Source organism: Methanolobus sp. ZRKC3 (genome assembly GCF_045291275.1).
GTDB lineage: Archaea > Halobacteriota > Methanosarcinia > Methanosarcinales > Methanosarcinaceae > Methanolobus.
Genome location: NZ_CP146982.1, coordinates 1,519,843 through 1,545,706 on the forward strand (window position 1 = coordinate 1,519,843; position 25,864 = coordinate 1,545,706).

A 25,864-nucleotide genomic window follows, 5' to 3' on the forward strand; every position below is an offset into this window, starting at 1 on the left:
TTCCCCCTGATCAGGAACCAAGTTGTATAGGCTCAGGTGTAAGTGCTTCACGGGTGAACATTATCGGGAAAAGATTGAGCACTGCGATAAGATCACCTTCTCTGACCTTTCCATTTTCCTGACCCATGATGTACGCATACTTGATAGTACGCTCAGCATCAACAGGCTTAGCTCCACCTTTTGTGCCCACCTTTATCAAAGAAACAACTGCATGGTGTGTGAACGTACATGGTAATGCAACCATATCCGGCTCTATATTAATTTCTTTAACATGAATCCTTTTGAACTCACCTGCACGAACTTCCGTATCTTCGTCTGATATTACCATTTCCCATTTTGCGCGTGTTGCAATGGTAAATTCATACGGCGCTGCTTTGACCTTCTTTGAGATCAATTCTCCATTATCTCTGGAAACCACCTGAATTACTTCTTTGTTCACTTGATCACCAAATAGTAACTATCACACAAGTATAAAAAGATTCCGCATATTTATCACGAATAATCATTACATTGAGTCGGAGACATACCCTTATCGATAAAGAATCGCACAGCCCACATCCTTATGACACTTTGTGGTAAGTATACTTGTGGACTCCTTTACGCCATCCATTTCCCCAAGAACCTGCAGAACATTCTCCTTCAGGGAATGTATGTCAAATGTTTGCACTTTTATCAGGATGTCATAAGGCTCCAGAAGTTCATGTATCTCAAGGACATCATCTATCTTCTTCAATTTGTTGATTATATTGATCCTCTTACTGGAATCCATATTCACACCTATGAAGGTAGTAATGTTAAGGCCCACAACAGAAGGGTCGATCTTTATTGTGAATTCCCTGATGACACCCGCATCACGCATCCTCTCTATCCTCTTGTGCACCGTGGAAGTAGCAACACCCATATTACTGGCAATTTCAGTGCTGTGCATCCTGGAATTGCCTGAAAGATAACTCAATATTGCAATGTCTACTTCATCCATGGCATTATAATAAGTTCTCAGTAATAATATATTTTTCGACACTTGCACATAAATAGAACAATTTGACACCAAATTAAACAGATTCATTTTTAAAACAAGCAAAACGAAGTTTACCAGACCCATGTACCGCCGTTTTTTAAATCCGCTGACAATAACACTTTTTATTGTTGAGTACTTTATACAATCAAATTCGGTGAAAGTCCATGAATGTGAACAATAATTGTGTAGGATGCGGCCAATGCGCAACATTTTGCAAAATTGATGCTATTGCTGTAAATGCGAAGGCAAAGATGAGCGAGAGATGTACTGAATGTGGCATTTGCATTGCTTACTGCCCTGTTAAAGCAATAGAGGGATGATATGAAAGCAATAATAATTGGTTCCGGGCTTGGAGGATTGCTGAGTGCGGCTAAACTTTCAAGATCAGGATATGAAATAGAGATCTTCGAACGCCTCCCCATCATAGGAGGAAGGTTTACCAATATACCTTACCACGGATTCCAGTTGACCACTGGGGCACTTCATATGATACCTCACGGACCTTCTGGCCCTCTTGCAAAGCTGCTTGAAGAAGTCAATGCTGAAGTTGAAATTGTTCGCAAAAAACCCGTGGCAGTTATAAGGATACCTCGCAAAAGAGGAGATACAGATTATAGCTTTGGCCACAAGGATATCCTGTTTGATGATTTCAAGATACCATTTACATTAATAAATCGCCTGAAACTTATTTTCTACATCATTGCCACCAGAAAAAATCCTCCAAAAGGAGGATCTTTTGCAGATTGGTGTACAAAACATATTGATCAGGATTGGACACACAGAATATCAGATGCATTCTTTGGTTGGGCCCTTAGCCTCAGGGCAGCAGATGTACCCGTAGAGGAAGGATTTGAGATCATCGAGAACCTTTACCGCTATGGAGGATCCGGTGTACCAATAGGAGGGTGCAAAGGTATCACAGACGCCCTTGTTGATGTTATTACAAAAAATGAAGGAAACATCCATGCATCCTCAGAGGTAACGGGAATATTGAGCGAAAATGGAAAGGTTACAGGGGTTGTTGTGGATGGAGTTGAACACAAGGCAGACCTGGTGATAAGTGACATCGGACATCCATTCACTGCAATGATGATCAATGATGATGCTATTAAGTCGGAAATTGACAAGTACAGCAATGATTCCAGTAAACTGAAACCTTCTGCAGGAATTAAGATCTGCCTTACATCAGACAAGCCACTAATAGGTCACGGTGGTGTACTGTTGACACCTTACGCCAGAAGGGTGAACGGTATCAATGAAGTGACAAACATCGACCCGAATCTTGCCCCTGCAGGAAAGCACCTGACAATGGCACATCAATGCGTCCAGTGGAAAGATATTGACCGCCTTGAGGAAGAGATAGACCTGGGACTTAAGGATCTTGAAGAGATATTTGCTGGCAAGGATTATGAAGTACTCCTTGTACAATCATACTCAGACGGATGGCCGGTTAACAGGTCACCATCTGGCGCCGACCTCAAAAATAATACACCCATCAAAAACCTTTATGTCGTAGGAGATGGAGCAAAAGGTAAAGGCGGGATCGAGGTAGAAGGTGTTGCCCTTGGAGTAAAGAATGCAATGCAGGAAATACTGGGGCAGTGAAATAATAAATCAGCATCTTATACCCTCGATTAAACTTATGTATTTGTTCCTTTATTCATTGAGGTAAGAATGACTGAATTTGTCACATTTTGCCGTAATGTATTCATACCGGTCACAAATGTCTGCAGGAATAACTGCAGATATTGTACCTTTAAACGTAGTCCTGATGATCCAGAAGCGAAGCTTATGACCATGGAGGAGATTGCCCCCATACTGGAAGAAGGGCAAAAGGCAGGATGTACGGAGGTCCTGTTCACTTTTGGAGAGTATGCTGAAGATATCCCAGAATACAAGGAATGGCTGGATGAAATGGGATATTCCTCCACCATAGAATATGTGGCAGAACTATGCAAAAAAGCAATTGATATTGGACTTTTACCGCATACTAACGCCGGTGTGCTCAATTACACAGAGCTTGAAACCCTGAAGTCATTTAACGCAAGCATGGGATTAATGCTTGAAACAACCGCAGATGTCGACGCACACCTTGACTGTCCCGGAAAAATACCATCAAGCAGAATAAAGACCATAAGATATGCAGGTCAGCTTGAGATTCCTTTTACCACCGGTATCCTTGTAGGGATAGGTGAAACACTTGATGACAGGATCAACTCACTTCAGCTTATCGATGACTTGCACAAGGAATATGGCCACATACAGGAAGTCATAATCCAGAATTTCAAACCAAAACCTGGCACAGAAATGGGAGAATGGCCTGCACCTACCGAGGAGGAGATGATGCAGACAGTCCTGGTCGCCAGAGAGATACTTTCTGATGATATCGCTGTGCAGGTAGCACCCAATCTTATTGAACCCTATATCCTCGTACAGTGCGGAGCCAACGACCTTGGTGGAGTGTCACCCACAACCATAGACTGGATAAATCCTGAAGCTGAATGGCCTGAAATAGAAGAATTAAGGCAGAGCATAAGGGACGTGTCCCTTCGGGAAAGGTTGCCCATCTACCCGAAATACATTAAAAATGGTTGGTACAGTGAAGAACTTGCAGGATTGATCGAAACGCTAGCTGATGAAGAAGGATATAGAAAGGTTTGAATAGGGCATATTCTATACTGGAGTTAGTTTTCATTTTAGCAATCACATATCCAAACGCCGGTGAATAACATGATGTCCATGATTCCTGATGATATTATCGAGAACGCTTACAAAGGGAAAACAACAAAAGATGAAGCCCTTACATTGCTCCAGACCCAACCGTTCGAACTCTTTGAACTTGCAGACAAATTAAGACAGGAAGCTGTGGGCGACACGGTCACTTATGTCGTTAACAGAAACATCAATTTTACCGACCGTTGCGTGGGCAAGTGCGGATTTTGCGCTTTTAAGGATAGTTCAGGATATCTGCTTAGCACAGAAGACATACTTGAAAAAGTAAGTGAAGCAGATAAGACCGGAGCTACGGAAGTATGCATCCAGGGTGGACTATTGCCGGACGTGGATCTGGATTTTTACACAAACATACTCGAATCGGTCAAAGCAGAATTCCCACACATCAGCATACACGCCTTCTCCCCCATGGAAGTATACCATGCGGCCCAGCAAAGCGAGATCAGCGTTGATGAAGCACTTCTCCAGTTAAAGAAAGCAGGACTTGACACCATGCCAGGTACTGCAGCAGAGATACTCTCTGACAGAGTAAGAGAAAAGATCTGCCCCGGAAAACTGAATACATCCGAGTGGATAGAAGTAGTAAGCAAGGCACACATGACAGGAATCAACACAACTGCAACCATCATGTATGGCCACATTGAAACCATAGAGGAAAGGATAGACCACATTATGCTTGTGAGGGACATCCAGAAGAATACCGGCGGGATCACTGAATTCGTACCATTGCCCTTCATGCCTTACAATAACAAGATAGGACAGGAGATAATAGAGTCAGGACGCTATGCCACAACCGGCATCGATGACCTCAAACTCCATGCTATTGCACGCATAATCCTCAACACCCATGTGGATAATATCCAGGCAAGCTGGGTGAAACTAGGAAAGAAACTGGCACAGGTAGCTCTGCACTGTGGTGCCAATGACCTCGGTGGAACCCTGATGGAAGAGAAAATATCCAGCTCTGCGGGTGCCAGAAATGGAGAGTTCATGTCAGCCAGGGAACTGGAATGGTTCATAACTGCCTCAGGAAGACAGCCACTGCAGAGAAATACGGTATATAAACCCATAATAAGTTCCGATAATGCAGTACAGATGAAGATCGAGATACTCTGAGATTCAAGATAATATGATCCCCGATGAACTCATAGAAAAAGCATACAACGGGAAGATTGGCAAAGAAGATGCCATGAGCCTGCTTGATGCAAATCCTTTTGAACTTTTTTCCCTTGCGGACGAACTGCGCCGCGATGCAGTCGGAGATGAGGTCAGTTATGTAATCAACCGTAACATCTACCTCACGAACATGTGTGCCGGAAATTGCGGATTCTGTGCCTTCAAGGCAAAGGAAGGATACATACTTTCCACAGAAGAAGTGCTTGAGGAAGTAGAGAAGGCATACTTAGCAGGGGCCACTGAAGTCTGTGTACAGGGAGGATACCTGAAAGAAATGGATATGGACTATTACACAGACATATTCGAAGCCATAAGCTCCAATTACCCTAAAATTAACACACATGCCCTTTCACCCATGGAGATATATCATGCTGCAGGCATGGCGGATATATCATTACATGATGCTTGCAAGCAATTGAAGGATTGTGGTGTTGGCACGCTCACAGGCACATCTGCGGAGATACTTTCAGATAGAGTCAGAAACATCATCTGCTCTACTAAACTAAACACCCAACAATGGATAGAAACTGTGACAGCGTCCCATGAAGCAGGACTTCGTACAAATTCAACTATAATGTACGGACATGTGGAAACCATAGAAGAGCGGCTGGACCATATATTCATCATTCGCAGTATACAAGAAAATACCGGCGGTTTCACAGAACTGATACCCATGCCCTTCATGCCTTACAATAACAAGATCGGTGAGGCTATCATGCAGGAAGGGAGATTCATGACAACCGGCATTGATGACCTCCAGCTACATGCCATTGCAAGGGTGATACTGCACAAACATATAGATAACATACAGGCACCTTGGGTGAAGCTTGGAAAGAAACTTGCACAAATATCCCTGCACTGTGGTGCCAATGATCTTGGCGGAACCCTTATGGAAGACAAGATCACAACTGCCTCAGGCGGAACTAACGGGGAACATTTGTCCCCAACCGAGATCGAATGGATGATTCATGAGACAGGCAGAATACCAAAAAAGAGAAATGCACTTTATGAGGCAGTATAATGAAGGCTGTGATCCCTTATAAAAAACAGAATGCAAAGTCAAGGCTTTCTTCCGTATTGACCCTGGATGAGAGAGAGCATTTCGTGGAGCTTATGCTAAGGGATGTTGTCAAAAGCCTGAAAGATGCTGGCATTGATAACATAGACATACTGACCACACCCAGCAATGGGGTGCCTCAGGACCTCCTGGTCAATATTCATTTCAGCGAACATGATCTTAACGAAGCTATCAACGGTTACCTGGAGAGCGTCCAGGAACCCGTTATGATAATCATGGCCGACCTTCCAATGCTAAGCCCGAGGCACCTGAAAGAGATATGCAGTGCCGATGAGGATTTAGTGATAGTTCCAGGAAAGGGAGGAGGCACCAATGTCCTCTTTATCAGAAATCCGGATAAATTCCACGTGAAATACTACGGCTCAAGCTTCCTGAACCACTGCCAAATAGCAGAAGAGAATCAGCAGTCCATACACGTATATGATTCATTCCTGCTCAGTACGGACATCGATGAGCCTCATGACCTGGTGGAGATAATGCTTCATGGGCGTGGTTTGTCAAGAGAATACGTTACTGAGAAATTTGACGTTAAAACAGGCAAGGCAAGAGTTAAACTCTGCCTATGATGGACATCTATGCATAATTCACTTATAGTCGTTTTACCATAGGAGTTGTCCTGCTAACTATTATATCGCATTTGAAGGAAAAGGATATATCCCCCTTCAGAATATTAGAAACAAATTATGTTTATACAGGTGATAATTGGTGACCATTAAAGTGAACAAATTCAAGTGTGGGTACTGTGGAGCATGTGTGGGCGTATGCCCTGTTGGTGCGCTTGAATTGGTTGAAACCTGGATTGAAGTTGATGACACATGTACAAGTTGCGGAATTTGTGCAAAGATCTGTCCCGTAGCAGCTATTGAGGTGGATCGATGAAGAATAGTTATGATGTCATAGTAATTGGTGCAGGACCAGGGGGCTCCATTGCAGCTAAGAATGCTGCTGAAAAGGGTCTTGATGTTCTTTTAATAGAAAAGAGACAGGAGATCGGAGACCCCGTCAGATGTGCCGAAGGTGTCAGCAAAATATGGTTGCGGAAGCACATAGAACCCGACCACCGCTGGATCAGTGCTGATCTGAAAGGATCCCGCATATTCTCACCTGATGGTACAATGGTCGAAATGTCAGAGGAAATTGCCGGAGCAGAAGTTGGTTATGTGCTTGAGCGCAAGATCTTTGACAGAGCATTGGCCCATGAGAGTGCTAAAGCCGGTGCTGACGTCTTTGTTAAGACCAGAGCTACAGGACTTATCATTGAAGATGGGTTTGTCCGCGGTGCAAAGATCATGCACATGGGCGAAGAGCAGGATGTGCGTGCAAAAATAGTCATTGGCGCAGACGGCGTAGAATCAAAGGTTGGAAGATGGGCAGGCATAAACACATCCCTAAAACCCAATGACATAGAAACATGTGCTCAGTTCCTTATGAGTGGAACCGGAATTGACCAGGACTATTGCCATTTCTACATTGGAAATGACATTGCGCCTTCAGGATACATTTGGTTGTTCCCAAAAGGCAATGGCATGGCAAATGTTGGAATCGGCATCATAGGAAGCAAATCCGGAGAAAAGCATGCTATTGATTATCTCAGAGATTTTGTTGAAAAGAGCTACCCTGATGCCAAGATACTTGAGATAGATGTGGGCGGAGTACCCGTAAGTGGCACTATTGAAAGGACGATCAAAAATGGCCTGATGCTTGTCGGTGATGCTGCAAGGCAATCAGACCCCATCACAGGCGGAGGCATCATCAATGCAATGGAAGCAGGTAAAATTGCAGGAGAAGTGGCATATGAAGCCATTTCCAAAAATGATGTGTCCGTTAAAATGCTTGAGGAATATGAAAAAAGATGGCGTTCAACCCTTGGCATTGAGATCGATAACAGCCTCATAGTAAAGGATATTTTTGTCAAGTTCACAGATGCTGAATTTGATTCACTCGCACATTCACTGAAAGGAGTAAACTTCTCAACTATGAGCCTGCTTGATCTATTATATGCCCTTTTCAAAGCAAATAAGAAGCTACTCTGGGACCTAAGGGTTCTTTTCAAGAATGTCGTCAAGTATGAGCTTGACTTCGAGCGCTCATAAAGTGATTTTATAGATCACTTTATTCCTACTTTTTTATTTTTCTATTTTACCCAAATCCTTTACATAAGCTTTTTTACCTGCCGGTTGAGATTATTATAGAGACATCCAGCGGATAATAACATGGTCAAAATAAAACTAACAATTCCTGAAATTGAAGAAATGGAATACTACGACTTCATGAGTTATCTGGGAGTTCCTTTTTTCCATATTGGCGGACCAGGATCAACAGAAGAACTCGCAAGATCATGTCACATCAAAAAGGACAGCATAGTCCTGATGGTAGGATGTGGGAGTGGATTCAGTGCCTGCCACCTAGCGAAGAAGATAGGATGCTTTGTGGTCGGATTGGATGTTGCCAGCCTCCCGGTGGAAAATGCAAGGAAGAGGGCGATTGAAGAAAATGTTGAAGAGCTAACAGAATTCATTACAGGTGATGCATACAACATACCATTCAAGGAAGCTTCCTTTGACGTCGTAATAACTGAATTCGTTTCTCAATTCCTTGACAAGAACAGGGCTTTTAGTGAATTCATACGCGTGCTTAAAGCAGGAGGTTTTGCAGGCATCAATGAAATGTACAGGGATGATGCCATGGAACCTCGCCCAAAAGCAAAGATAGATGAGGCTGAGATCATCTTCGCAGAAGTAACCGGATTTTCTTTTAAGATGCATACTCCAGATGAATGGCATCGATTTTTTAAGCATGCCGGATTCACAGATATAAGAATAAATAAACACAGACCATTTCTGAAAATGAAGGACAGCATTGCAAGTGTAAAAGCCATGGGCGGATTTGTGAAGATTGCAGGCATAACACTGAGAATGCTAAGATATATGATATTGAGCAAAATAATCAGAAGGCGTTTTTCACAACTTGATAAAGGTAAAAGGATACTGTTCAATAATCGATCTACACGAAAACATGTGGGTTACATACTTGGAATTGCAAGAAAACCATTTTGATAATCAAAATGATTCAGCGCTTCCAGAACTCAGGAGTGAACATCACTATTACTGTAAAAACCTCAAGTCTTCCAATCCACATATTGCCAATCAATAGAAGTTTGCCAAGAACAGGGACCACGTCAAAGCTTGCCATTGGACCTACAAGATTAAAACCCGGACCGATATTTCCAAGAGTTGCAATTGAAGCGGTAAAGGAACTTACGAGATCCATACCCATAAGAGCAAGCAAGCCAGTGGATATCGCAAATATCATAAAATAGATGACCACAAAGGAAATAATTGCCTGCAACACATCCTCTGGAACTGATTTGTCATTGAACTTCAATGTTTTTACAGCACGTGGATGAATGGACTTGAAAAGTGCACGTTGTGCATACTTGAGAAGAAGCAGAAAACGCACTACTTTTATCCCACCGGCAGTTGATCCTGCACAGCCCCCAATGAACATTACAGATAACAAGACCACCTTTGCAGAATCAGTCCACAAGTTGAAATCTACAGTTGCATAACCGGTTGTTGTTACAATTGAAACGACCTGGAATGCAGCATATCTGAATGAAGTTAATACACCCTCACCCATGTCCTTCCAGAGTGAGAAGGTCAGAAGCAGAGTGGCTATTATGACTACCAGCGAATAAAATTTGAACTCATCATCTTTTATAAGGCTCTTATGATTTGAATACAGGGTTTTATAGTGAAGAGCAAAGTTTGCACCAGCAATGAACATGAAAAGAGTGATTATACCTTCGATCAAAGGACTCTGGAATTCGGCAACACTGTTCGCATAGGGCGAAAAACCACCACATGCCATGGTTGTGAATGTATGCGAGATAGCATCATAACCATTCATGCCGGCAAGCATCAGTGCTACAACCTCAATAGCAGATATAATCACATACACCATCCACAATATCTTGGCAGTTTCCCGTATCCTTGGTCTGATCTTATCTTCAGTAGGACCAGGGGCTTCAGCACGGAAGAGCTGCCTTCCTGCGACACCCAGCTTTGGAAGGATGGCAATGAAAAGCATTATGATACCCATACCACCTATCCATTGAGTCATACTGCGCCAGAAAAGTATGCTTTTTGAATGAGATTCGATATCCACAAGAACCGTTGCTCCGGTGGTTGTAAAACCAGACATGGATTCAAATAATGCATTAATGGGAGTGATACCATCCAGCATGAAGGGAATCGAACCAAAAAGGGCTGCTGCGAGCCATCCAAACGCTACGATGGCAAAACCTTCTCTTTTCTTCCAGTCACCATCAGAAGTATGCCTATACGAAAGAAGGAAACCTGTTATCCCTGTGATAGCGATTGCCAGTATAAAAGGAAGAAGTGACTCGTTATAGTATACAGCTACAAGCAGAGGTATTGTCATAATAATTCCAAGGAAGCGAAGAAGACCACCCAGAACATTCAGAACGATTCCATAATTCATCTACAATACCTCACTCGGATCATTTGAAGAATTTTTCAACTTCAGCATTTTCCGACTGAAGCGAAAATACAACTACCCTGTCACCTTCCTCGACCACATAGTCACCACGAGGAACCACCGTATTACCCTTATGCACCACAATACTTACAATTGCACCTGGTGGGAACTTTATATTTTTCAAGGGCTTCCCTACGATCTTGGACTTCTTTGAGGCAGTGTATTCTATCACTCCGGCCTTCTCGCCTTCGATGATAGTTATGGATTCAATGGCTGAGTCCATTGTTAATTTCATTACTTCTTTTACAGTGGCCTGTCTGGGACTTACTGCACTATCCACACCAACCATCTCGAACAGTGGAACATAATCAGAACGGTCAGCTCTGGCTATTACCTTTTTACCACCCAGCTGTTTGGCTATCAATGCACAGAGCAGATTCTTCTCATCACTGTTGGTAACAGCTATGACGACATCCATTTCCCCTACGCCCTCTTCCTTCAGAAGATTTACATCAGTCCCATCACCATTAAGGACAAGCACACCAGGTAACTCCTCTGCAATTTGTACAGACCTTTGTGGGTCGGACTCAATAATTACAAGGTCAAACTCATTTTTAGCCACAAGTTTTGCAAGGTAGAAACCAACGATTCCCCCTCCGATGATCATCACCTTGTTTCGTCTCCCGCCTTTATGGCCGAACTTATTACGGACACCATCCATTGCTGCAGGTTTGCCAATGACCACAAGGTGATCGTTAGCCTCTATCTTATCATCACCGTGCGGAATAATTACCTCGGTGTCCCTGAAAAGAGCACTGACGATACAGCAATTAGCAAGGTTCAGCTCTTTCATGTCCTTTCCTACAAGATCATTATCCTCAGGAACAACGAACTCCATCATCTCTACCTTACCTTCAGCAAAATAATCTGCATCAATAGCAGAAGGAATTGCAATAATTCCTGCAACCTCTGAAGCGAGGGAAAGTTCAGGACATATCATAATGTCAATGCCAATTTTAGTACGTTTTGTAACAGGTTTATCAACATAATCGGGATTGCTTACTCTTGCAACTGTTTTAAATTCATCCTTGTTCTTCGCCACCAGCTTGGAAGCCATACAGGCAACGATATTCACTTCATCCGAGCCCGTAACTGCTACCAGTATATTGGCGCCTTCAAGAGCTTCAGTAAGAATGGAAACGTTGGCACCATTACCCTGTACAACCTGCACATCGAGCTCATCAACACGCTCACATGCCCTCTCATCAATGTCGATCACTACAACATCATGCGTATTGTAAAGTGCCTTGGCAATATGGTAGCCGACTTCACCGGCACCAATTATTACAGCTTTCATAGTATCCCTTCATAAAAATAGTATAATAACATACAACCGAGAACAAACACGCATATTGATATTACTGCCTTTTAAATCTTACTATCCGAATGCACAGGGATGCTGAAATACAAAAACAGGAAAAAAAGACATCAATGGAAGAAAGAAAAAAGGATTAATGAAAATTATGCTCAAAGAACATCTTTCACTTTTTCAAATATCCCTTTTCCGCCTTTTGTATGCTTTTTACCAGTTCCCTTTTCCAGGTCAACAAGATGCTTGAAAAGTTCCTTCTGTTCTCCTGAAATATTTGTTGGCGTAGTTACAATGACCCTCACAAGCTGGTCACCCTGTCCACGTCCATGCAGGTGAGGCATTCCTTTGCCTTTAAGCCTGAGTATGGAGTGGGTCTGAGTTCCTGCTTTGATGCTCATCTTAACCTTGCCGTGCAATGTAGGAACCATCACATCATCACCAAGGGCTGCCTGTGAAAATGATATTGGAAGTTCATATAGGATATCGTCACCACCACGCTCAAAGAGTTCGTGAGGTTCCACGTGAATGACCACATAGAGATCACCTGAAGGACCACCACGGGTACCGCCCTCACCTTCGCCCCTGACCTTCAGACGCAGACCATTGTCTGCACCCTTTGGAATTTTAACGGATAGCTTCTTGACCTTTTTAGTTTTTCCCGTACCATTACATGCAGGACATGGCTCATCGATGGTCTCACCCATTCCATTACATGCACCACAAGTACTGGTTGACATAAAGCGACCAAATGGTGTATCGCGTGCGTGAGTTACCTGACCGGAACCGTGACAGGTAGCACAGCGTCTGGGACTCGTACCAGCCTTTGCACCAGTACCACCGCATGTTTCACAACCTTCCGCCCGGGGAATATTGATAGTGGTCTCTACTCCATTTGCAGCATTTTCCAGCGTGATCTTTAAGTCATAGCGAAGGTCTGAACCCCTTGCAGGTCCATGGCGTGGTCTGCCGCCACCGCCACCAAAGCCGCCAAAGCCACTGCGTCCAAAAATACTACCGAAAATATCACCCAGATCATCAAAGCCACCGAAGTCTGCATTCCTGAAGATATCTTCCTGCGAATAGCGGCCATCTATACCCGCATGTCCGAAGCGGTCATATTGTTCCCTTTTCTCAGTGTCTGAAAGAACGGCATATGCCTCGGATATCTCCTTGAATTTATCTTCAGCATCATCATCCTTGTTCTTATCAGGGTGATACTTCATCGCAAGCTTTCTGTATGCTTTTTTGATCTCGGTCTCTGTTGAATCTTTGGAAATACCGAGTATCTCATAATAATCGCGTTGGGTGGACATAAGTGATTCCTGTAGAATTTTCTATAAGGATTACTGTGTTAAAATTAAAAGATAAAGATACTGTAGAGATTACAGTATCTTACTTGAAGTTTTCTTTATTCAGATCACTTTTCTTCATCGACTACTTCGTAGTCTGCATCAACGATGTTCTCATCATCAGCAGATGATGATTCGCCTTGTGAAGCTTCGGATCCAGCAGCAGCTGCACCCTCTTCCTGAGCTTTCTGGTACATTGCTGAGGAAATCTCGTAGACTACAGTCTGGAGAGCATCGGTCTTTGATTTGATAGCTTCGATGTCCTCGCCCTCAAGAACCGTCTTCAGATCAGCAATTGCAGCCTCGATCTTTGCCTTCTGGTCATCGTTTGCAATATCACCTGCTTCTTCAAGGGTCTTTTCAGCTGCATTGACAAGGGATTCAGCCGTGTTCCTGGCATCAACCTCATCCTTACGTTTCTGATCCTCTTCTGCATGAAGTTCCGCATCCTTTACCATCTGGTCAATCTCTTCATCGGAAAGTCCGCCAGGTTTCTGGATGGATATGGACTGTTCTTTACCAGTTCCAAGGTCCTTTGCAGCTACATGAAGGATACCGTTTGCATCTATGTCAAAGGTAACTTCGATCTGTGGAATACCCCTTGGTGCTGGAGGAATTCCGTCAAGCATGAACCTTCCGAGAGTCTTGTTAGCGGATGCAATTCCCCTCTCACCCTGAAGCACATGAATCTCCACAGATGGCTGGCTGTCAGCAGCTGTTGAGAATACCTGGCTTTTCTTGGTCGGAATGGTTGTGTTCCTCTCGATAAGAGGAGTTGCAACGCCGCCGAGTGTCTCGATACCAAGGGTCAGTGGTGTAACATCAAGCAAAAGAACATCGTGGACCTCACCGCCAAGTACACCTGCCTGTACTGCAGCACCTACAGCCACAGCCTCATCAGGATTGATGTTCTTATAAGGAGTCTTTCCAGTTGCCTTTTTAACAGCTTCCATTACTGCAGGGATCCTTGTAGAACCTCCGATCAGAAGGATCTTGTCGATGTCAGCTGCCTTGAGCTTTGCATCGTCCATTGCCCCGTTAACAGATACCATGGTCCTGTCAATGAAATCTGCTGTCATCTTATCGAATTGAGCTCTGGTAAGGTCAATATCAATGTGTTTTGGCTGGCCGTTCGCATCAGCTGTTATGAAAGGAAGGTTAACGTTAGTGGACGAGACACCTGAAAGTTCGATCTTTGCCTTCTCAGCTGCATCCTTCAAGCGCTGTAAAGCTGCCTTGTCCTTTGAAAGGTCGATACCCTCTGCCTTCTTGAACTCCTCTGCAAGGAAATCGACTACCCTGTGGTCAAAGTCATCTCCACCAAGATGGGTGTCGCCACTTGTTGAAAGTACTTCAAATATACCATCACCAAGTTCCAGAATGGATACATCAAAGGTACCGCCACCAAGGTCATAGATCATGATCTTGTGGTCGCCCTCATCCTGGTCAAGCCCGTATGCAAGAGAAGCTGCCGTAGGCTCGTTGATGATCCTGAGAACTTCAAGACCTGCAATTGTACCTGCATCCTTTGTAGCCTGTCTCTGAGAGTCGTTAAAGTATGCTGGAACAGTGATTACAGCCTGAGTGATAGTCTCACCAAGGTAAGCCTCTGCATCTTCCTTCAGTTTACGAAGGATCATTGCTGAAACTTCCTGAGGAGTGTAATCCTTACCGTTGAGAGTTACTTTATAGTCGCCTTCACCAATATGCCTCTTTATTGAGCTGACACTATTCTCTGCATTGGTGATGATCTGCCTTTTGGCAACCTGGCCCACAAGCTTATCGCCCTTCTTAGAAAAACCAACAACTGAAGGAGTTGTTCTTCCACCCTCAGCATTAGGGATGATGGTAGGTTCTCCACCTTCTATCACTGCCATACATGAGTTAGTAGTTCCAAGGTCAATTCCCAAGATCTTTCCCATATTATTACCTCTTTATAAATTAATAGTAGATTTGTTGTAATTTAGTATGTATTTATACATACATCTAACTAACCGGAGGATTATTCCTCTGGCTTCTTTGAAACCGTGACCATTGCAGGCCTGATTACCTTTGAATGAAGATAATAACCAGGTTTGCACACATCCATCACAGTATTATCGTCATTATCAGGATTTTCGATATGCAGCATCGCGTCATGAAGATGCGGATCAAATTCTGCACCCTTGCATTCGATCTTCTGCAGACCTTCCTTTTCCAGAATTGCGGCGAACTGCTTGAATACCATTTCAACGCCTTTTATTACAGCCTGAGTTTCATCGGCCTGTTTAGCAGAATCCAGTGCCCTCTCAAAATTGTCATGCACTTCCAGTAATTCTACTATAAGCTGTTCAACTGCAAACTTGCGGTATTCTTCTTTTTCACGAATACTTCTTTTTCTGTAATTATCAAACTCTGCTGTTAAACGCAGAAGCTTATCGCGAAGTTGCGCAGCCTCATCTTCTGCAGGACTTTCTGCAGCTTGAGCGTCTTCAACGGTTTCTAAATCATCACATTTCTTAGATTCTTTGGCCATTCTCAATATCTCCGCCGCGTTAGTGCGCAGTTATGTGTATTCGAACGAATGATTGTATGATGTTCTATAAAAAATATTCGGTCGAATTATGTTTCAGTCAAAAACAAGCCAGCAAAAACAGGAAAATTGGAACAAATGAAAAATAAAATTCAATAGGAAGACTGAAGTTTATGCTGCAACATGCGAATAATCAGCATGCTAAATACCATACATATTGCAAGTGCTGATATCACCTGTTCCCACCCCAGAGTTTGAATGCCACCTTCAAGAGCATACTTCAGGCCCGTGAAAAAAGCAATTGCTGAAAAGGTCGCAGCAAAAGCAGCCATTGCCCCACCTACCAGAGATCCGACATAATCAGCCCCACGGCCTTCAAAATAAACAGAGCCTGCAATGAATATAACAGCAAAGATAAGCAACATGATAGCAAATGGAACCGGCGTTGAACCGGTAGACACCATGTGCATAAGTCCCAATGCCACACCAATCATAAAAATTGCCAGTGTAGTAGAAACTGCCAGTGCCTGTACAAACGGATTTTCAGCATTTAGTTCCATATTCATCCCTTGACATCTAATTTACTTGATACTATATATTTATTTTTAATTTATAATAATCCAAAATACTGATCGAGTAGTAATAGCAAATAATATATTAAATAATGCACTTGCAAACATCATGAAAATACTGCTTGCGGAATATGCCGTGGGAACGGGACTGGACGGAACACTGCTGCTGGAAGGCAAAGCCATGCTCAGGACACTTGCCAACAGCTTTCACAGACTCGGACATGAAGTGACATACCTTTCCGCAGGATCTATACTTGAGCAGGGGACAGCAGTCGATTCAAACATGGATGATTTTGAGAGCGTACTTGAAAGAACCGCATCCGATTCTGATGCAGGACTTGTAATAGGACCTGATGAATTGCTTGAAGGACTGTCCAGAATCATCGAAGAAAATACTGCAAACCTTGGCTGTTCACCCGAATCCGTAAGAATGTGTGCGGATAAACTGGAATGCACAGAAATACTGCATTCGAATTCCATCAACGCACCCCGGATAGTTAATGGGTGTCAGGATGGTAGCTTTGTTATCAAGCCAAGATATGGATGTGCTGCTGAAGATATTATCATCTCATCTACTGCCGAACACAGAGAGGGATTCATTGCCACGGAATACATAGAAGGTGAACACCTTAGTATGAGCATAATAGCTGGAAATTATCCGCTCCCTTTAAGCGTTAACAAACAGTTCATCGAAATAGACGGCACAAAGCCGGGATCTTGCATTGATTACAAAGGAAATATAGTCCCATACAGGACAGAGAATGAGACAGAATTATTCGATATTGCAATTGAAACTGTCAGAGCACTCAAATGCAACGGCTATACCGGAATTGATATAGTTCGCGGCGACAAGACATATGTAGTGGACGTGAATCCTAGGCCAACAACTGCCATTTTCGGACTGGCAAGAACTATGAGATACGAAATTGGACAACTATTGCTTGAAAATCTTTCAGGAGAACTGCCTGATAAGATATGCATAGAGGGCGAGTGCTCATTTACAAAAGATGACATTGAGGATATGATATGAGAATTATCGGAATAGATATTGGCGGAGCCAATACAAAGATAGCTTCCGCCGATGGCGAGACCATAGAGTTACATTACATACCTCTCTGGAAGGACACAACACTTCCGGAAACACTAGAGGAAATTGCAGACAGGCTGAAACCGGATAAAGTAAGTGTGGCCATGACAGGTGAACTTGCAGATTGTTTCACAGACAAAATTGCAGGTATCGACTTTATCATGAGATCAGTAGATGCTGCATTTGACTGCGAGATACGCTACATAAATAACCTTGGCTGTTTCTACGAACAAGCAGATGATCTCCGAGACCTTGCAGCAGCAAACTGGGCAGCCTCTGCCAACCTCATAGGTGCAGAGATAGGGGACTGCATCTTTGTTGATGTCGGCAGTACTACAAGCGACATCATTCCGATCAAAGACAAAAAACACAGAGCAGGTATAACTGATTTTTCAAGACTTGTTCGAAGTGAGCTGGTATATGCAGGCACCCTCAGGACAAACCTTGCATATCTGCTGGATAAAGTGGACGTCATAGAAGGAAAATGCCGTGTGGCATCGGAACTTTTTGCCAACACTGCAGATGCATACCTTTTGTTGGGCGATATAGATGAAGATACCTACACATGTGAAACCGCAGATGGTGCGGGCAAAAGCAAAACCGATGCTATGAGAAGGCTGGCACGTGTCGTATGTGCTGACCTTAGCGAGATATCACCTGAAGAAATACACCATATTGCAGAACAAGTAAAGGAAAAGCAGATAACATTGCTTTGCGAAGCAATATCCCAGGTATCAGGAAGAAACGGACTTGACAAGATCGTTTCTGCCGGCATTGGAGAATTCCTTATACGTGCTGCTGCAGAAAGGCTTGGGTTTGAATGTATATCGGTTGCTGAAAAATGGGGCACTGAAATTTCAAAGGTATTTCCTGCATATGCAGCTGCCAGAATGTGCGAAACAGACATCCTGATGAATAAGGAATAAAGAGGAATTAGTATCAGAGTAGTTGTGAAGCTTGGTGGGAGCCTGATGGAGCAATCAGCCACCATCATCGATGCTCTTTCAGCCTATTTTGGGAACGAGACGGAACACGGAAATCATTCCATACTCATCGTGCCAGGCGGAGGGGACTTTGCTGATGCCATACGTTCCATTAGTAAGAAACACCAGATAAGCGATGATGCTGCACACTGGATGGCAATTCTTTCCATGGAGCAATACGCCTACTATATAGTAGATAACACTGGAGTGGATCATACGGAAAATATAGCAGACCTCAGCCCCGGGGTTTCCGTGCTCTTCCCATACAGGATACTTAAAGGAAGTGATGAACTGGAACACTCATGGAACATTACATCAGATACCATCGGAGCATGGGTGGCAAAAAAGACAGCTGCTACTTTTATAAAGGTGACAGATGTCGATGGAGTTCTTGAAGATGGGGAAGTTATAGAAAATATGACCGTAGATGAACTTGCCAGAATGGGAACCACCTGTATAGACAGTTCACTTGCCGGTTTTTTGAAAGATAACGGGATGAACTGCAGGGTTGTTAACGGAATGTATCCAGAAAGGGTTATCGATGCTGTTATTGGAAAATATACAATTGGCACCTGCATCAAGGGGAATATTTAAATTATATACCGAGTATGTACTGAAATCAACGACATGCTGAATAATCAGTATTATATTTTATCAAATATCACACTTAAAGGAGAATTCAAATGACAAACAAAGTCGAACAATGTATCGCATGCGGCATAAGGCTGGTTGAGACCGGATATGTTCGCTTCCCATGCCCAACATGTGGCAGTGAGCTTGGAAGATGTATAAGCTGCAGACAGCAGAGCAACCCATACTCCTGCCCTAAATGCGGCTTTGTAGGACCATAAGGTGATTTAAATGGGAGAAGTAGCAGCAACAATCAAAATAATGCCTGTTGATGTAGACACAAACCTTGAAGAACTCAAGGATAATCTCATCGCATCACTTCCAGAAGGCGCAGAATACGGTGCTCACAAGGAAGAACCAATTGCTTTTGGACTGAAAGCCATCATTATGGTAGTTCTTGTCGGCGACATTGAAGGCGGCACAGAAAAAGTTGAAGAAGCTTTTGCTGCAGTCGAAGGTGTCGAAAGCGTACTGGTCACAGAAGTTGGAAGACCTGTATAAACCACCTTACTCTTTTTTTATTTTTTTCTGCCTGCAGATAAGTATTTTGAATTTTTCATAATTATGCAGAACACATAATTATAAATAAACTGAATGTAAATTTACGTTCAGAGAATATTAGCTTAATTACTTGTTCTTAACTTTGCGAATACACAATTGGATCCGTCACCTGACGAGGTGTTCTCAATAAAATCCTATGAAACCATAAATGATTATCCTGAAAGTGAAGGTCTTTTTAAAGATACTTTTGATCAATCAGCCATAGGTATGTACCAGTTAACACTGGATGGGAAAATTCTTCGGGCAAACAAGCAGTTCTCTGAACTAATTGGCTATTCGCTGAAAGAATTACAAGATAAGACATATGTGGACATCACATGCCCTGAAGACCACAATAAGGAAAGCCTCATTCTGCAACAAATAAAGAACATTAATTCAGGAAATTGTACCGTCGAAAAGAGGTACGTTAAAAAAGACGGAAGCTTTTTCTGGGCGAAACTCAAGCTTTCACTTATCGCAACCAATACCCCTGGTGGAAAAGTTACATATTTCAACTGCCTGGTTGAAGATATTACGAAGCAAAAAATCAAAGACGAACAAACTCGCTTCAATGAAGCAAGACTTCAAAGCCTTGTAAACGTCCTGCAGTATCGATCAGATTCAGTTCAGGAAATGCTTGATCATGCATTGAATGAAGCAATTGAATTAACAGAAAGTGATTTTGGTTATATATACCACTATTACGAGGAAAAAAAAGAATTCATTTTGAACACCTGGTCCCCCCAAGTTATGAAAGAGTGTTCGTTCATAGATTTCCCTGAAACATACCAACTTGATAATATAGGAATATGGGGAGAGCCAATCAGGCAACGCAAGCACATTATCATAAATGATTTCCAGGCGCCAAATCAGCTTAAAAAAGGGTATCCAAATGGGCACATCGAAATTGATAAATTTATGACCATTCCTATTTTTGAGAAGGATACGATTGTCGGAGTTGTGGGAGTAGGCAACAAGATATCCGATTACACACAAACAGATGTTCTCCAGCTTACTCTTCTGATGGATTCTGTATGGAAAGTCCTTGGACAAAAAAAAGCCGAACAGGAACTAAGAAAACGTGAGAAACTTCTGAGTAAAATATTTGAAACACTACCAATAGGACTTTGGCTGACAGATGAAAAAGGAAATATCCTCAGCGGAAACCCTGCAGGAAAGAGAATATGGGGTGCTGAACCACATGTTGGTATTGAGGAATATGGAATGTTCAAGGCTCGTTTCTTTCCCTCGATGAAAGAGTTAAAAGCTGAAGACTGGGCACTTTCCCATACAATAGTAGATGGAGCTACTATCGAGAAAGAACTTCTTGAGATAGATGCATTCGATGGGGTGAGCAGGATCATACAGAACTACTCAGCTCCCGTAATTGACGATGATGGTGAAATGCTGGGTGCCATAGTAGTTAACAATGACATCACTGATCTTAAGCATACTGAAATGAATCTCATGGAAGCAAAATTGGCAGCAGAGGCAGCCAGCAGAACAAAGAGTGAATTCCTTGCAACCATGAGCCATGAGTTAAGAACCCCCCTTAATGCCATAATAGGCTATTCCAATATGCTCATAGATGGTGATTTTGGTGAACTTAACGGCAAACAGGAAAGGTTTGCCGGACATATAGCTACAAGTGGTAAGCATTTGCTTGAGCTCATCAATGATATTCTTGACATATCAAAGACCGAAGCCGGTAAAATGGAACTTTACTATGAGAATTTCATTGTCAATGAAATAATGCAGAATGTGATGGCCATAATAACACCACTTGCAAAAAAGAAATCTATCGCATTAAAACTTGAAATTAAACCCGATACGCTTACGTTGAATGCAGACAGGATGAAATTCAAACATATCCTCTACAACCTCGGAAGTAATGCGGTTAAATTTACACCTGAAGGCGGAAATATAAGGATATCTGCAATACAGAAAGAAGATATAGTAGAAGTATCCGTTGCAGATGATGGTATTGGGATCGCAAAGGAAAAACAGCATAAGTTATTCACCCCCTTCTACCAGGTAGATTCCTCGGATTCCAGAAGATATGCAGGCACAGGGCTTGGACTTGCCCTTGTAAAAAACTTTGTAGAATTACATGCAGGACATATAACATTTGAAAGTGAATTCGGCAAAGGCAGTACTTTTACATTCTCAATACCTTCAAAGAAACAGTGATATTTCTATTTTTAAGGTTTTATTGAATTTTGCCCTGATGCAAGATAAGTACTATATAATTGTGAAACCATTTTTTAATTATGGTGGAGTGGAAAGGAAAAATCTGGTTAGCATTAGCTTTGTTTCTAATATTGACAATAGGCACTGCTGGCGCTGTTGAAGTTAGTGTACAGGACTGCAAGACCTGTCACTTAGACATGTATCAGAAATGGGATGAATCTGCACATTCACAAAAGATCGAATGCGCAACATGCCATTCATTGGTGAATGGCGACTACAATGATCATATAGCAGACCCATCAAAATCTGTTCCTGAGGTCGATCTTTCCGCAGATTCATGTGGTAATTGCCACGTAGACATTTTTGATGAATGGAATGAATATGGCGAAGGTACCTTTGATGTTACCATTATGGCGAGCCATTCCGAACCAGTTATCGGAGTTGAACCACGCCTACTGGAAGCGGGAAGATCTTGTGTTTCCTGCAAAAGCACTGATGGTGGAATATTCAATATCGAAGAAGCGGGAATTTACGAGTTTGCCGAGGAGGAGCTTCCTGAACCAGAGGATGTTGAGGAATGGAGAATCACCTGCGTAGCCTGTCATGAGCCGCATAGCACATTGCTGAGAATGGAAGATGCAACATTGCTTTGCTCCAATTGCCATAATTCTGAAGGTGCAGTACCAGATGGGGAAACTACCATCGCAAGGCACACCCAATGGGAAATGTACAATGATTCTGTTTATTCCAGCGGAAAGCATCCCGGAGATATAGGCTGTGTTGACTGCCATATGGCAGAGCTTCCCGAAAATGAGAGTATTCAAAGAAATGCTGTCAGCGGACATTCTTTCAAGATAAACACTACAGTGCTTTCAAGTCCTGAAGCTATGAACGGTTGCTATGAATGCCATGGCGAATCCCTCCCTGCACTGGTCGAAGCCAAACAGGAAGGCATTTCTGCAAGACTTGAGAATCTTGAGCAGCTGCAGGCAGAAGCCACAAGAGCCCTTGAATCCCTAAATGGCACAGTGGAATATGAAGTTCAACAAGGGAATTACAACAATGCACTATTCTACATAAGCAGTGTGAGAAATGATGGAAGCCTTGGTATACACAACGGAGAAAGTGCCAGGAATGAACTGAATACAGCCGAAGGGCTATTCACAGAAGTAATAGAGTCTGAAGCTAAAGATGAAAAAGCACCTGGTTTTGAAATCCTCACAACACTGGGAATTCTTCTGTCAACCTATTATCTGATTAAAAAGGAATAGTCACAAAACTATTCCTTGTTTACTTTTGTGACTGATTATATTTTGATTCGTGCCCTGCAAAGCTGGTTAGACATATACTGAAACAGCCCACATATATTATGCTTGATTCTAAAAGTATAAAATGAATTTAAATAAAAATGAAATATCCAGAAGATAAGAATATAGATGGGTGAATTTGAAGCACAAGAGTATTACTTTATCTATGTTCATCTAGAAATATTACTTCATGGAAATGATGCTTCTTAATGACATAGGGATAATTTTTGGCCTATCCATATTCATACTACTTATATTCAACAGACTGAGAATTCCATCCATCCTTGGATTTCTGGTAACAGGTATGCTTGCAGGCCCCCATGGACTGGGCATAATAAGCAGAGTCAGTGAAGTAGATGCACTTGCAGAGATAGGTATAATACTGCTGCTTTTTACCATCGGCGTAGAATTGTCCATCAAGGACCTATGGGATATCAAAAGATCTGTTCTGCTTGGGGGAGCACTTCAGGTTGCAGCTACGACCCTAATGGTCTACTACGGATGCATCTATATTGGATTCAGTTCCAGCACATCATTATTCATGGGATTCCTCCTATCCCTGAGCAGCACTGCCATCGTCCTCAGGCTGCTTCAGGAAAAAGGAGAGATCTATACCCCACATGGAAAGACATCCCTTGCCATACTCATATTCCAGGATATCATAATCGTGCCCATGATACTTGTAACGCCCATTCTCGCCGGGACATCCACAGATACATTCAATACGTTTCTGCTGTTACTGGCAAAGGGTCTGGGCATCATAGTACTCATGGTTGCAAGTGCAAAATGGATATTACCTGCACTTCTTTACCAGGTTGTGAAGACCCGTAATCGGGAACTTTTTCTCCTGACTATTGTTTTCATCTGCCTGGCGACAGCCTGGCTCACATCCAGTGCTGGACTCTCACTTTCGTTAGGAGCTTTTATAGCAGGCCTTGTAATCTCAGAATCGGAATACAGTCACCAGGCAATTGGAAACATGATCCCTTTTAGGGACATATTCATGAGCCTTTTCTTTGTCTCGATAGGAATGTTGCTGGATATTAGATTCTTTTCAGACAACCTTCTTGTACTCATTGTCATTACTGTTGCCATCATTTTTGCAAAATCCATTACTGTAGGACTTGTGACATTCATAATGGGATATCCACTGCGTACGACAATACTAACAGGCATGGCACTGGCCCAAGTCGGAGAATTCTCTTTTGTACTCTCAAAAGTCGGCCTGGATCTTGCCCTTCTTGACAACAGGCTTTACCAAACCTTCCTCTCAGTCACTATCATGACCATGGCACTAACACCCTTTGTGACAATCATATCAAATGACTTCGCAGACCAGGTAACCAAGAGGATCAGGAACAGAATGCTTATCAATGGAATATCCACCCGAAATCTGGTTGCTGGAGATGAGAAGTTTGAGCGTTTGCAGGACCATCTCGTAATTGTTGGCTATGGATTCAATGGAAGGACACTGGCAAATGCAGCAAAGAATGCCGGGATACCATACATAATAATTGAAACGAATCCTGAAACTGTGCGCCATGAGAAGAAACGTGGTGAAATGATACACTACGGAGATGCAAGCCATGAAGAAGTACTCAATTCTGCGAATGTATCATCTGCCAGGATATTAATTGTAGGCATATCAGATTATGTAGCTACAAGAAAAATAATAGGGCTTGCAAGAAACATGAACCCGCAGATATACATCATCGCAAGAACAAGGTACCTCAAAGAAATGAAGGCCTTGTATGATATAGGAGCAAATGAGGTAATTCCAGAAGAATACGAGACATCGGTTGAGATCTTTGTACGCCTGCTGAAAAAGTACCTCGTATCAGAAGAACACATCGAAAAATTCACACGGGAAGTACGTGCTAACGGCTACAGTATGCTTCGAAATTCCTCGAATGTGAGAACGGAAAATCAGTTCAGTATAGAGAAGGAACTTCCCGGTTTTGAAGTTGTATCACTAAAACTTGATAATAATTGCCAGCTTAGCGGAAAGAAATTGGCAGAACTCAATCTCAGGAACAACTATGATATCACGGTTCTTGCCATAAAGAGAAGAACAGATATTATATCCAACCCCAAGGGTCAGACCCAACTATTGCCAAACGATATCTGCGTGATGCTTGTCAAACCTGAGATGATCCATAAAGTGAAGGAATTATTCAGTGACGAACATGATTAATGTAAGTGAGCGACTGTTTTGCAAGCAAATAATCTTTTCTGAATTATTGTCAATGAAGGATATCTGTTCAAAACTCTGCTCATGGTCAATCAGAACGATAAAATGGAGTTGTTAAGTATGCAAGTAAGTGAACCCACAATTAAAGAGATACCGGAAATGCGCGTTATCAGCAAACGTGAACTTGGCAGATATGATGAAACCATTGGAAAACTGATAGGAGAAATATTTCAGTTTATTGAAGTCTCAAATTCTGCCCGTAACAATATCAAGATGACAGGACCGTGCATATTTATCTGCCATGATGAGGAATACAAGGAAGATGATGCGGATATCGAAGTAGTCTTCCCGGTATCAGGAAATATTAGCATTGACGACCCATCCATTAATCTGAAAACATTACCTGCGGTGAAAGTAGTTTCAGCCATCTACAAAGGCCCTTACCAGGAAGTGGATATTGCTTTTACAAAACTCTTTGAGTACATGGGCAAGAATGGAATGGAACTTGCCGGACCTTCAAGAGAACTTTTCTTAAACGACCCGGATGAGGTTCCAGAAGATGAGCTATTGAGCGAAGTACAATTGCCAATCAAATAAATTACAGGGTAAAAGCAATTCATGGAGGA

The 25,864-nt window shown here is 42.6% G+C and carries 26 protein-coding genes; 18 read left to right on the forward strand and 8 right to left on the reverse strand.

Going from position 1 to position 25,864, the window contains the following annotated elements; genetic code table 11:
• Nucleotides 1-10: 10 nt before the first annotated feature.
• Together V7O66_RS07660 and V7O66_RS07665 are read right to left on the reverse strand one after the other, a co-directional pair.
• The gene (locus tag V7O66_RS07660) at nucleotides 11-439 is read right to left on the reverse strand and encodes a DUF22 domain-containing protein (protein WP_406659717.1); all 429 of its coding nucleotides are present in this window, start codon (nucleotides 437-439) and stop codon (nucleotides 11-13) included.
• Between the two features lie 90 nt (nucleotides 440-529).
• The gene (locus V7O66_RS07665) at nucleotides 530-979 is read right to left on the reverse strand and encodes an Lrp/AsnC family transcriptional regulator (RefSeq protein WP_406659718.1); all 450 of its coding nucleotides are present in this window, start codon (nucleotides 977-979) and stop codon (nucleotides 530-532) included.
• 203 nt (nucleotides 980-1,182) lie between these two features.
• On the opposite strand from V7O66_RS07665, the gene V7O66_RS07670 reads away from it, so the two are divergent.
• The 9 genes from V7O66_RS07670 (at nucleotide 1,183) to V7O66_RS07710 (ending at nucleotide 9,061) form a co-directional block, all read left to right on the forward strand.
• Nucleotides 1,183-1,338, forward strand: a complete 156-nt coding sequence (locus tag V7O66_RS07670) for a 4Fe-4S binding protein (RefSeq protein WP_406659719.1) — start codon at nucleotides 1,183-1,185, stop codon at nucleotides 1,336-1,338.
• A 1-nt stretch (nucleotide 1,339) separates the two neighbouring features.
• Complete coding sequence (locus tag V7O66_RS07675) at nucleotides 1,340-2,623, forward strand: phytoene desaturase family protein (protein WP_406659720.1); 1,284 nt, start codon at nucleotides 1,340-1,342, stop codon at nucleotides 2,621-2,623.
• 69 nt (nucleotides 2,624-2,692) lie between these two features.
• A complete protein-coding gene (gene cofG, locus V7O66_RS07680) occupies nucleotides 2,693-3,679 on the forward strand; it encodes a 7,8-didemethyl-8-hydroxy-5-deazariboflavin synthase subunit CofG (protein ID WP_406659721.1) in 987 nt (328 codons plus the stop codon).
• Between the two features lie 69 nt (nucleotides 3,680-3,748).
• Nucleotides 3,749-4,867, forward strand: a complete 1,119-nt coding sequence (cofH, locus tag V7O66_RS07685) for a 5-amino-6-(D-ribitylamino)uracil--L-tyrosine 4-hydroxyphenyl transferase CofH (RefSeq protein WP_406659722.1) — start codon at nucleotides 3,749-3,751, stop codon at nucleotides 4,865-4,867.
• A 13-nt stretch (nucleotides 4,868-4,880) separates the two neighbouring features.
• Complete coding sequence (cofH, locus tag V7O66_RS07690) at nucleotides 4,881-5,948, forward strand: 5-amino-6-(D-ribitylamino)uracil--L-tyrosine 4-hydroxyphenyl transferase CofH (protein ID WP_406659723.1); 1,068 nt, start codon at nucleotides 4,881-4,883, stop codon at nucleotides 5,946-5,948.
• Entirely contained in the window at nucleotides 5,948-6,571 is a 624-nt protein-coding gene (gene cofC, locus V7O66_RS07695; RefSeq protein WP_406659724.1) for a 2-phospho-L-lactate guanylyltransferase, read from the forward strand. The genes cofH (V7O66_RS07690) and cofC overlap by 1 nt, the downstream gene beginning before the upstream one ends.
• Before the next feature lie 139 nt (nucleotides 6,572-6,710).
• Nucleotides 6,711-6,884 carry a 4Fe-4S binding protein gene (locus tag V7O66_RS07700; RefSeq protein WP_406659725.1) on the forward strand — a complete coding sequence of 58 codons (174 nt, stop codon included), beginning with the start codon at nucleotides 6,711-6,713 and terminating at the stop codon, nucleotides 6,882-6,884.
• Entirely contained in the window at nucleotides 6,881-8,098 is a 1,218-nt protein-coding gene (locus tag V7O66_RS07705) for an NAD(P)/FAD-dependent oxidoreductase (protein ID WP_406659726.1), read from the forward strand. The genes V7O66_RS07700 and V7O66_RS07705 overlap by 4 nt, the downstream gene beginning before the upstream one ends.
• A 120-nt stretch (nucleotides 8,099-8,218) precedes the next feature.
• Nucleotides 8,219-9,061 (forward strand): class I SAM-dependent methyltransferase, encoded by an 843-nt coding sequence (locus V7O66_RS07710; protein WP_406659727.1) that lies wholly within the window; start codon nucleotides 8,219-8,221, stop codon nucleotides 9,059-9,061.
• A 13-nt stretch (nucleotides 9,062-9,074) separates the two neighbouring features.
• Here V7O66_RS07710 and V7O66_RS07715 read toward each other — a convergent pair whose 3' ends face one another.
• From V7O66_RS07715 to V7O66_RS07740, 6 genes are all read right to left on the reverse strand, one after another.
• Nucleotides 9,075-10,508 carry a TrkH family potassium uptake protein gene (locus V7O66_RS07715; protein ID WP_406659728.1) on the reverse strand — a complete coding sequence of 478 codons (1,434 nt, stop codon included), beginning with the start codon at nucleotides 10,506-10,508 and terminating at the stop codon, nucleotides 9,075-9,077.
• A gap of 19 nt (nucleotides 10,509-10,527) precedes the next feature.
• Nucleotides 10,528-11,862, reverse strand: a complete 1,335-nt coding sequence (trkA, locus tag V7O66_RS07720) for a Trk system potassium transporter TrkA (RefSeq protein ID WP_406659729.1) — start codon at nucleotides 11,860-11,862, stop codon at nucleotides 10,528-10,530.
• 170 nt (nucleotides 11,863-12,032) lie between these two features.
• Nucleotides 12,033-13,190: a molecular chaperone DnaJ gene (gene dnaJ / locus V7O66_RS07725; protein ID WP_406659730.1), complete on the reverse strand. Its 1,158-nt coding sequence runs from the start codon at nucleotides 13,188-13,190 to the stop codon at nucleotides 12,033-12,035.
• A 104-nt stretch (nucleotides 13,191-13,294) separates the two neighbouring features.
• Complete coding sequence (gene dnaK / locus V7O66_RS07730; protein ID WP_406659731.1) at nucleotides 13,295-15,148, reverse strand: molecular chaperone DnaK; 1,854 nt, start codon at nucleotides 15,146-15,148, stop codon at nucleotides 13,295-13,297.
• An 80-nt stretch (nucleotides 15,149-15,228) separates the two neighbouring features.
• Nucleotides 15,229-15,741 (reverse strand): nucleotide exchange factor GrpE, encoded by a 513-nt coding sequence (gene grpE / locus V7O66_RS07735; protein ID WP_406659732.1) that lies wholly within the window; start codon nucleotides 15,739-15,741, stop codon nucleotides 15,229-15,231.
• A 149-nt stretch (nucleotides 15,742-15,890) separates the two neighbouring features.
• Nucleotides 15,891-16,304, reverse strand: coding sequence for a heat-shock protein (locus tag V7O66_RS07740; protein ID WP_406659733.1), 414 nt, complete (start codon nucleotides 16,302-16,304; stop codon nucleotides 15,891-15,893).
• Between the two features lie 115 nt (nucleotides 16,305-16,419).
• Between V7O66_RS07740 and V7O66_RS07745 the strand changes: the two genes are divergently transcribed.
• The 9 genes from V7O66_RS07745 (at nucleotide 16,420) to V7O66_RS07785 (ending at nucleotide 25,835) form a co-directional block, all read left to right on the forward strand.
• Nucleotides 16,420-17,340: an ATP-grasp domain-containing protein gene (locus V7O66_RS07745; protein ID WP_406659734.1), complete on the forward strand. Its 921-nt coding sequence runs from the start codon at nucleotides 16,420-16,422 to the stop codon at nucleotides 17,338-17,340.
• Nucleotides 17,337-18,323 carry a hydantoinase/oxoprolinase family protein gene (locus V7O66_RS07750; protein ID WP_406659735.1) on the forward strand — a complete coding sequence of 329 codons (987 nt, stop codon included), beginning with the start codon at nucleotides 17,337-17,339 and terminating at the stop codon, nucleotides 18,321-18,323. Before V7O66_RS07745 ends, V7O66_RS07750 begins: the two co-directional genes overlap by 4 nt.
• Nucleotides 18,324-18,347: 24 nt before the next feature.
• Nucleotides 18,348-18,974 carry an amino acid kinase gene (locus V7O66_RS07755; protein ID WP_406659736.1) on the forward strand — a complete coding sequence of 209 codons (627 nt, stop codon included), beginning with the start codon at nucleotides 18,348-18,350 and terminating at the stop codon, nucleotides 18,972-18,974.
• Nucleotides 18,975-19,063: 89 nt separating this feature from the next.
• Nucleotides 19,064-19,231, forward strand: coding sequence for an HVO_2753 family zinc finger protein (locus V7O66_RS07760; protein ID WP_406659737.1), 168 nt, complete (start codon nucleotides 19,064-19,066; stop codon nucleotides 19,229-19,231).
• Nucleotides 19,232-19,241: 10 nt separating this feature from the next.
• The gene (locus V7O66_RS07765; RefSeq protein WP_406659738.1) at nucleotides 19,242-19,511 is read left to right on the forward strand and encodes an elongation factor 1-beta; all 270 of its coding nucleotides are present in this window, start codon (nucleotides 19,242-19,244) and stop codon (nucleotides 19,509-19,511) included.
• A gap of 156 nt (nucleotides 19,512-19,667) precedes the next feature.
• Nucleotides 19,668-21,740: a PAS domain S-box protein gene (locus V7O66_RS07770; protein ID WP_406659739.1), complete on the forward strand. Its 2,073-nt coding sequence runs from the start codon at nucleotides 19,668-19,670 to the stop codon at nucleotides 21,738-21,740.
• A gap of 131 nt (nucleotides 21,741-21,871) precedes the next feature.
• Nucleotides 21,872-23,011, forward strand: a complete 1,140-nt coding sequence (locus V7O66_RS07775; protein WP_406659740.1) for an ammonia-forming cytochrome c nitrite reductase subunit c552 — start codon at nucleotides 21,872-21,874, stop codon at nucleotides 23,009-23,011.
• A 226-nt stretch (nucleotides 23,012-23,237) separates the two neighbouring features.
• Complete coding sequence (locus tag V7O66_RS07780) at nucleotides 23,238-25,241, forward strand: cation:proton antiporter (RefSeq protein WP_406659741.1); 2,004 nt, start codon at nucleotides 23,238-23,240, stop codon at nucleotides 25,239-25,241.
• A 117-nt stretch (nucleotides 25,242-25,358) separates the two neighbouring features.
• Nucleotides 25,359-25,835: a heme-binding protein gene (locus tag V7O66_RS07785; RefSeq protein ID WP_406659742.1), complete on the forward strand. Its 477-nt coding sequence runs from the start codon at nucleotides 25,359-25,361 to the stop codon at nucleotides 25,833-25,835.
• Nucleotides 25,836-25,864: the final 29 nt, after the last annotated feature.

Excerpts from the sequence above, each read along its gene's own strand:
- V7O66_RS07750 (WP_406659735.1), top strand. The coding sequence starts at position 17,337 with ATGAGAATTATCGGAATAGATATTGGCGGAGCCAATACAAAGATAGCT.
- V7O66_RS07665 (WP_406659718.1), bottom strand. The coding sequence starts at position 979 with ATGGATGAAGTAGACATTGCAATATTGAGTTATCTTTCAGGCAATTCC.
- V7O66_RS07715 (WP_406659728.1), bottom strand. The coding sequence starts at position 10,508 with ATGAATTATGGAATCGTTCTGAATGTTCTGGGTGGTCTTCTTCGCTTC.
- V7O66_RS07670 (WP_406659719.1), top strand. The coding sequence starts at position 1,183 with ATGAATGTGAACAATAATTGTGTAGGATGCGGCCAATGCGCAACATTT.
- V7O66_RS07745 (WP_406659734.1), top strand. The coding sequence starts at position 16,420 with ATGAAAATACTGCTTGCGGAATATGCCGTGGGAACGGGACTGGACGGA.
- V7O66_RS07705 (WP_406659726.1), top strand. The coding sequence starts at position 6,881 with ATGAAGAATAGTTATGATGTCATAGTAATTGGTGCAGGACCAGGGGGC.
- V7O66_RS07785 (WP_406659742.1), top strand. The coding sequence starts at position 25,359 with ATGCAAGTAAGTGAACCCACAATTAAAGAGATACCGGAAATGCGCGTT.
- V7O66_RS07740 (WP_406659733.1), bottom strand. The coding sequence starts at position 16,304 with ATGAATATGGAACTAAATGCTGAAAATCCGTTTGTACAGGCACTGGCA.
- cofC (WP_406659724.1), top strand. The coding sequence starts at position 5,948 with ATGAAGGCTGTGATCCCTTATAAAAAACAGAATGCAAAGTCAAGGCTT.
- V7O66_RS07760 (WP_406659737.1), top strand. The coding sequence starts at position 19,064 with ATGACAAACAAAGTCGAACAATGTATCGCATGCGGCATAAGGCTGGTT.
- cofG (WP_406659721.1), top strand. The coding sequence starts at position 2,693 with ATGACTGAATTTGTCACATTTTGCCGTAATGTATTCATACCGGTCACA.
- grpE (WP_406659732.1), bottom strand. The coding sequence starts at position 15,741 with ATGGCCAAAGAATCTAAGAAATGTGATGATTTAGAAACCGTTGAAGAC.
- V7O66_RS07780 (WP_406659741.1), top strand. The coding sequence starts at position 23,238 with ATGGAAATGATGCTTCTTAATGACATAGGGATAATTTTTGGCCTATCC.
- cofH (WP_406659722.1), top strand. The coding sequence starts at position 3,749 with ATGATGTCCATGATTCCTGATGATATTATCGAGAACGCTTACAAAGGG.
- V7O66_RS07765 (WP_406659738.1), top strand. The coding sequence starts at position 19,242 with ATGGGAGAAGTAGCAGCAACAATCAAAATAATGCCTGTTGATGTAGAC.
- V7O66_RS07675 (WP_406659720.1), top strand. The coding sequence starts at position 1,340 with ATGAAAGCAATAATAATTGGTTCCGGGCTTGGAGGATTGCTGAGTGCG.
- dnaJ (WP_406659730.1), bottom strand. The coding sequence starts at position 13,190 with ATGTCCACCCAACGCGATTATTATGAGATACTCGGTATTTCCAAAGAT.
- cofH (WP_406659723.1), top strand. The coding sequence starts at position 4,881 with ATGATCCCCGATGAACTCATAGAAAAAGCATACAACGGGAAGATTGGC.
- V7O66_RS07710 (WP_406659727.1), top strand. The coding sequence starts at position 8,219 with ATGGTCAAAATAAAACTAACAATTCCTGAAATTGAAGAAATGGAATAC.
- trkA (WP_406659729.1), bottom strand. The coding sequence starts at position 11,862 with ATGAAAGCTGTAATAATTGGTGCCGGTGAAGTCGGCTACCATATTGCC.
- dnaK (WP_406659731.1), bottom strand. The coding sequence starts at position 15,148 with ATGGGAAAGATCTTGGGAATTGACCTTGGAACTACTAACTCATGTATG.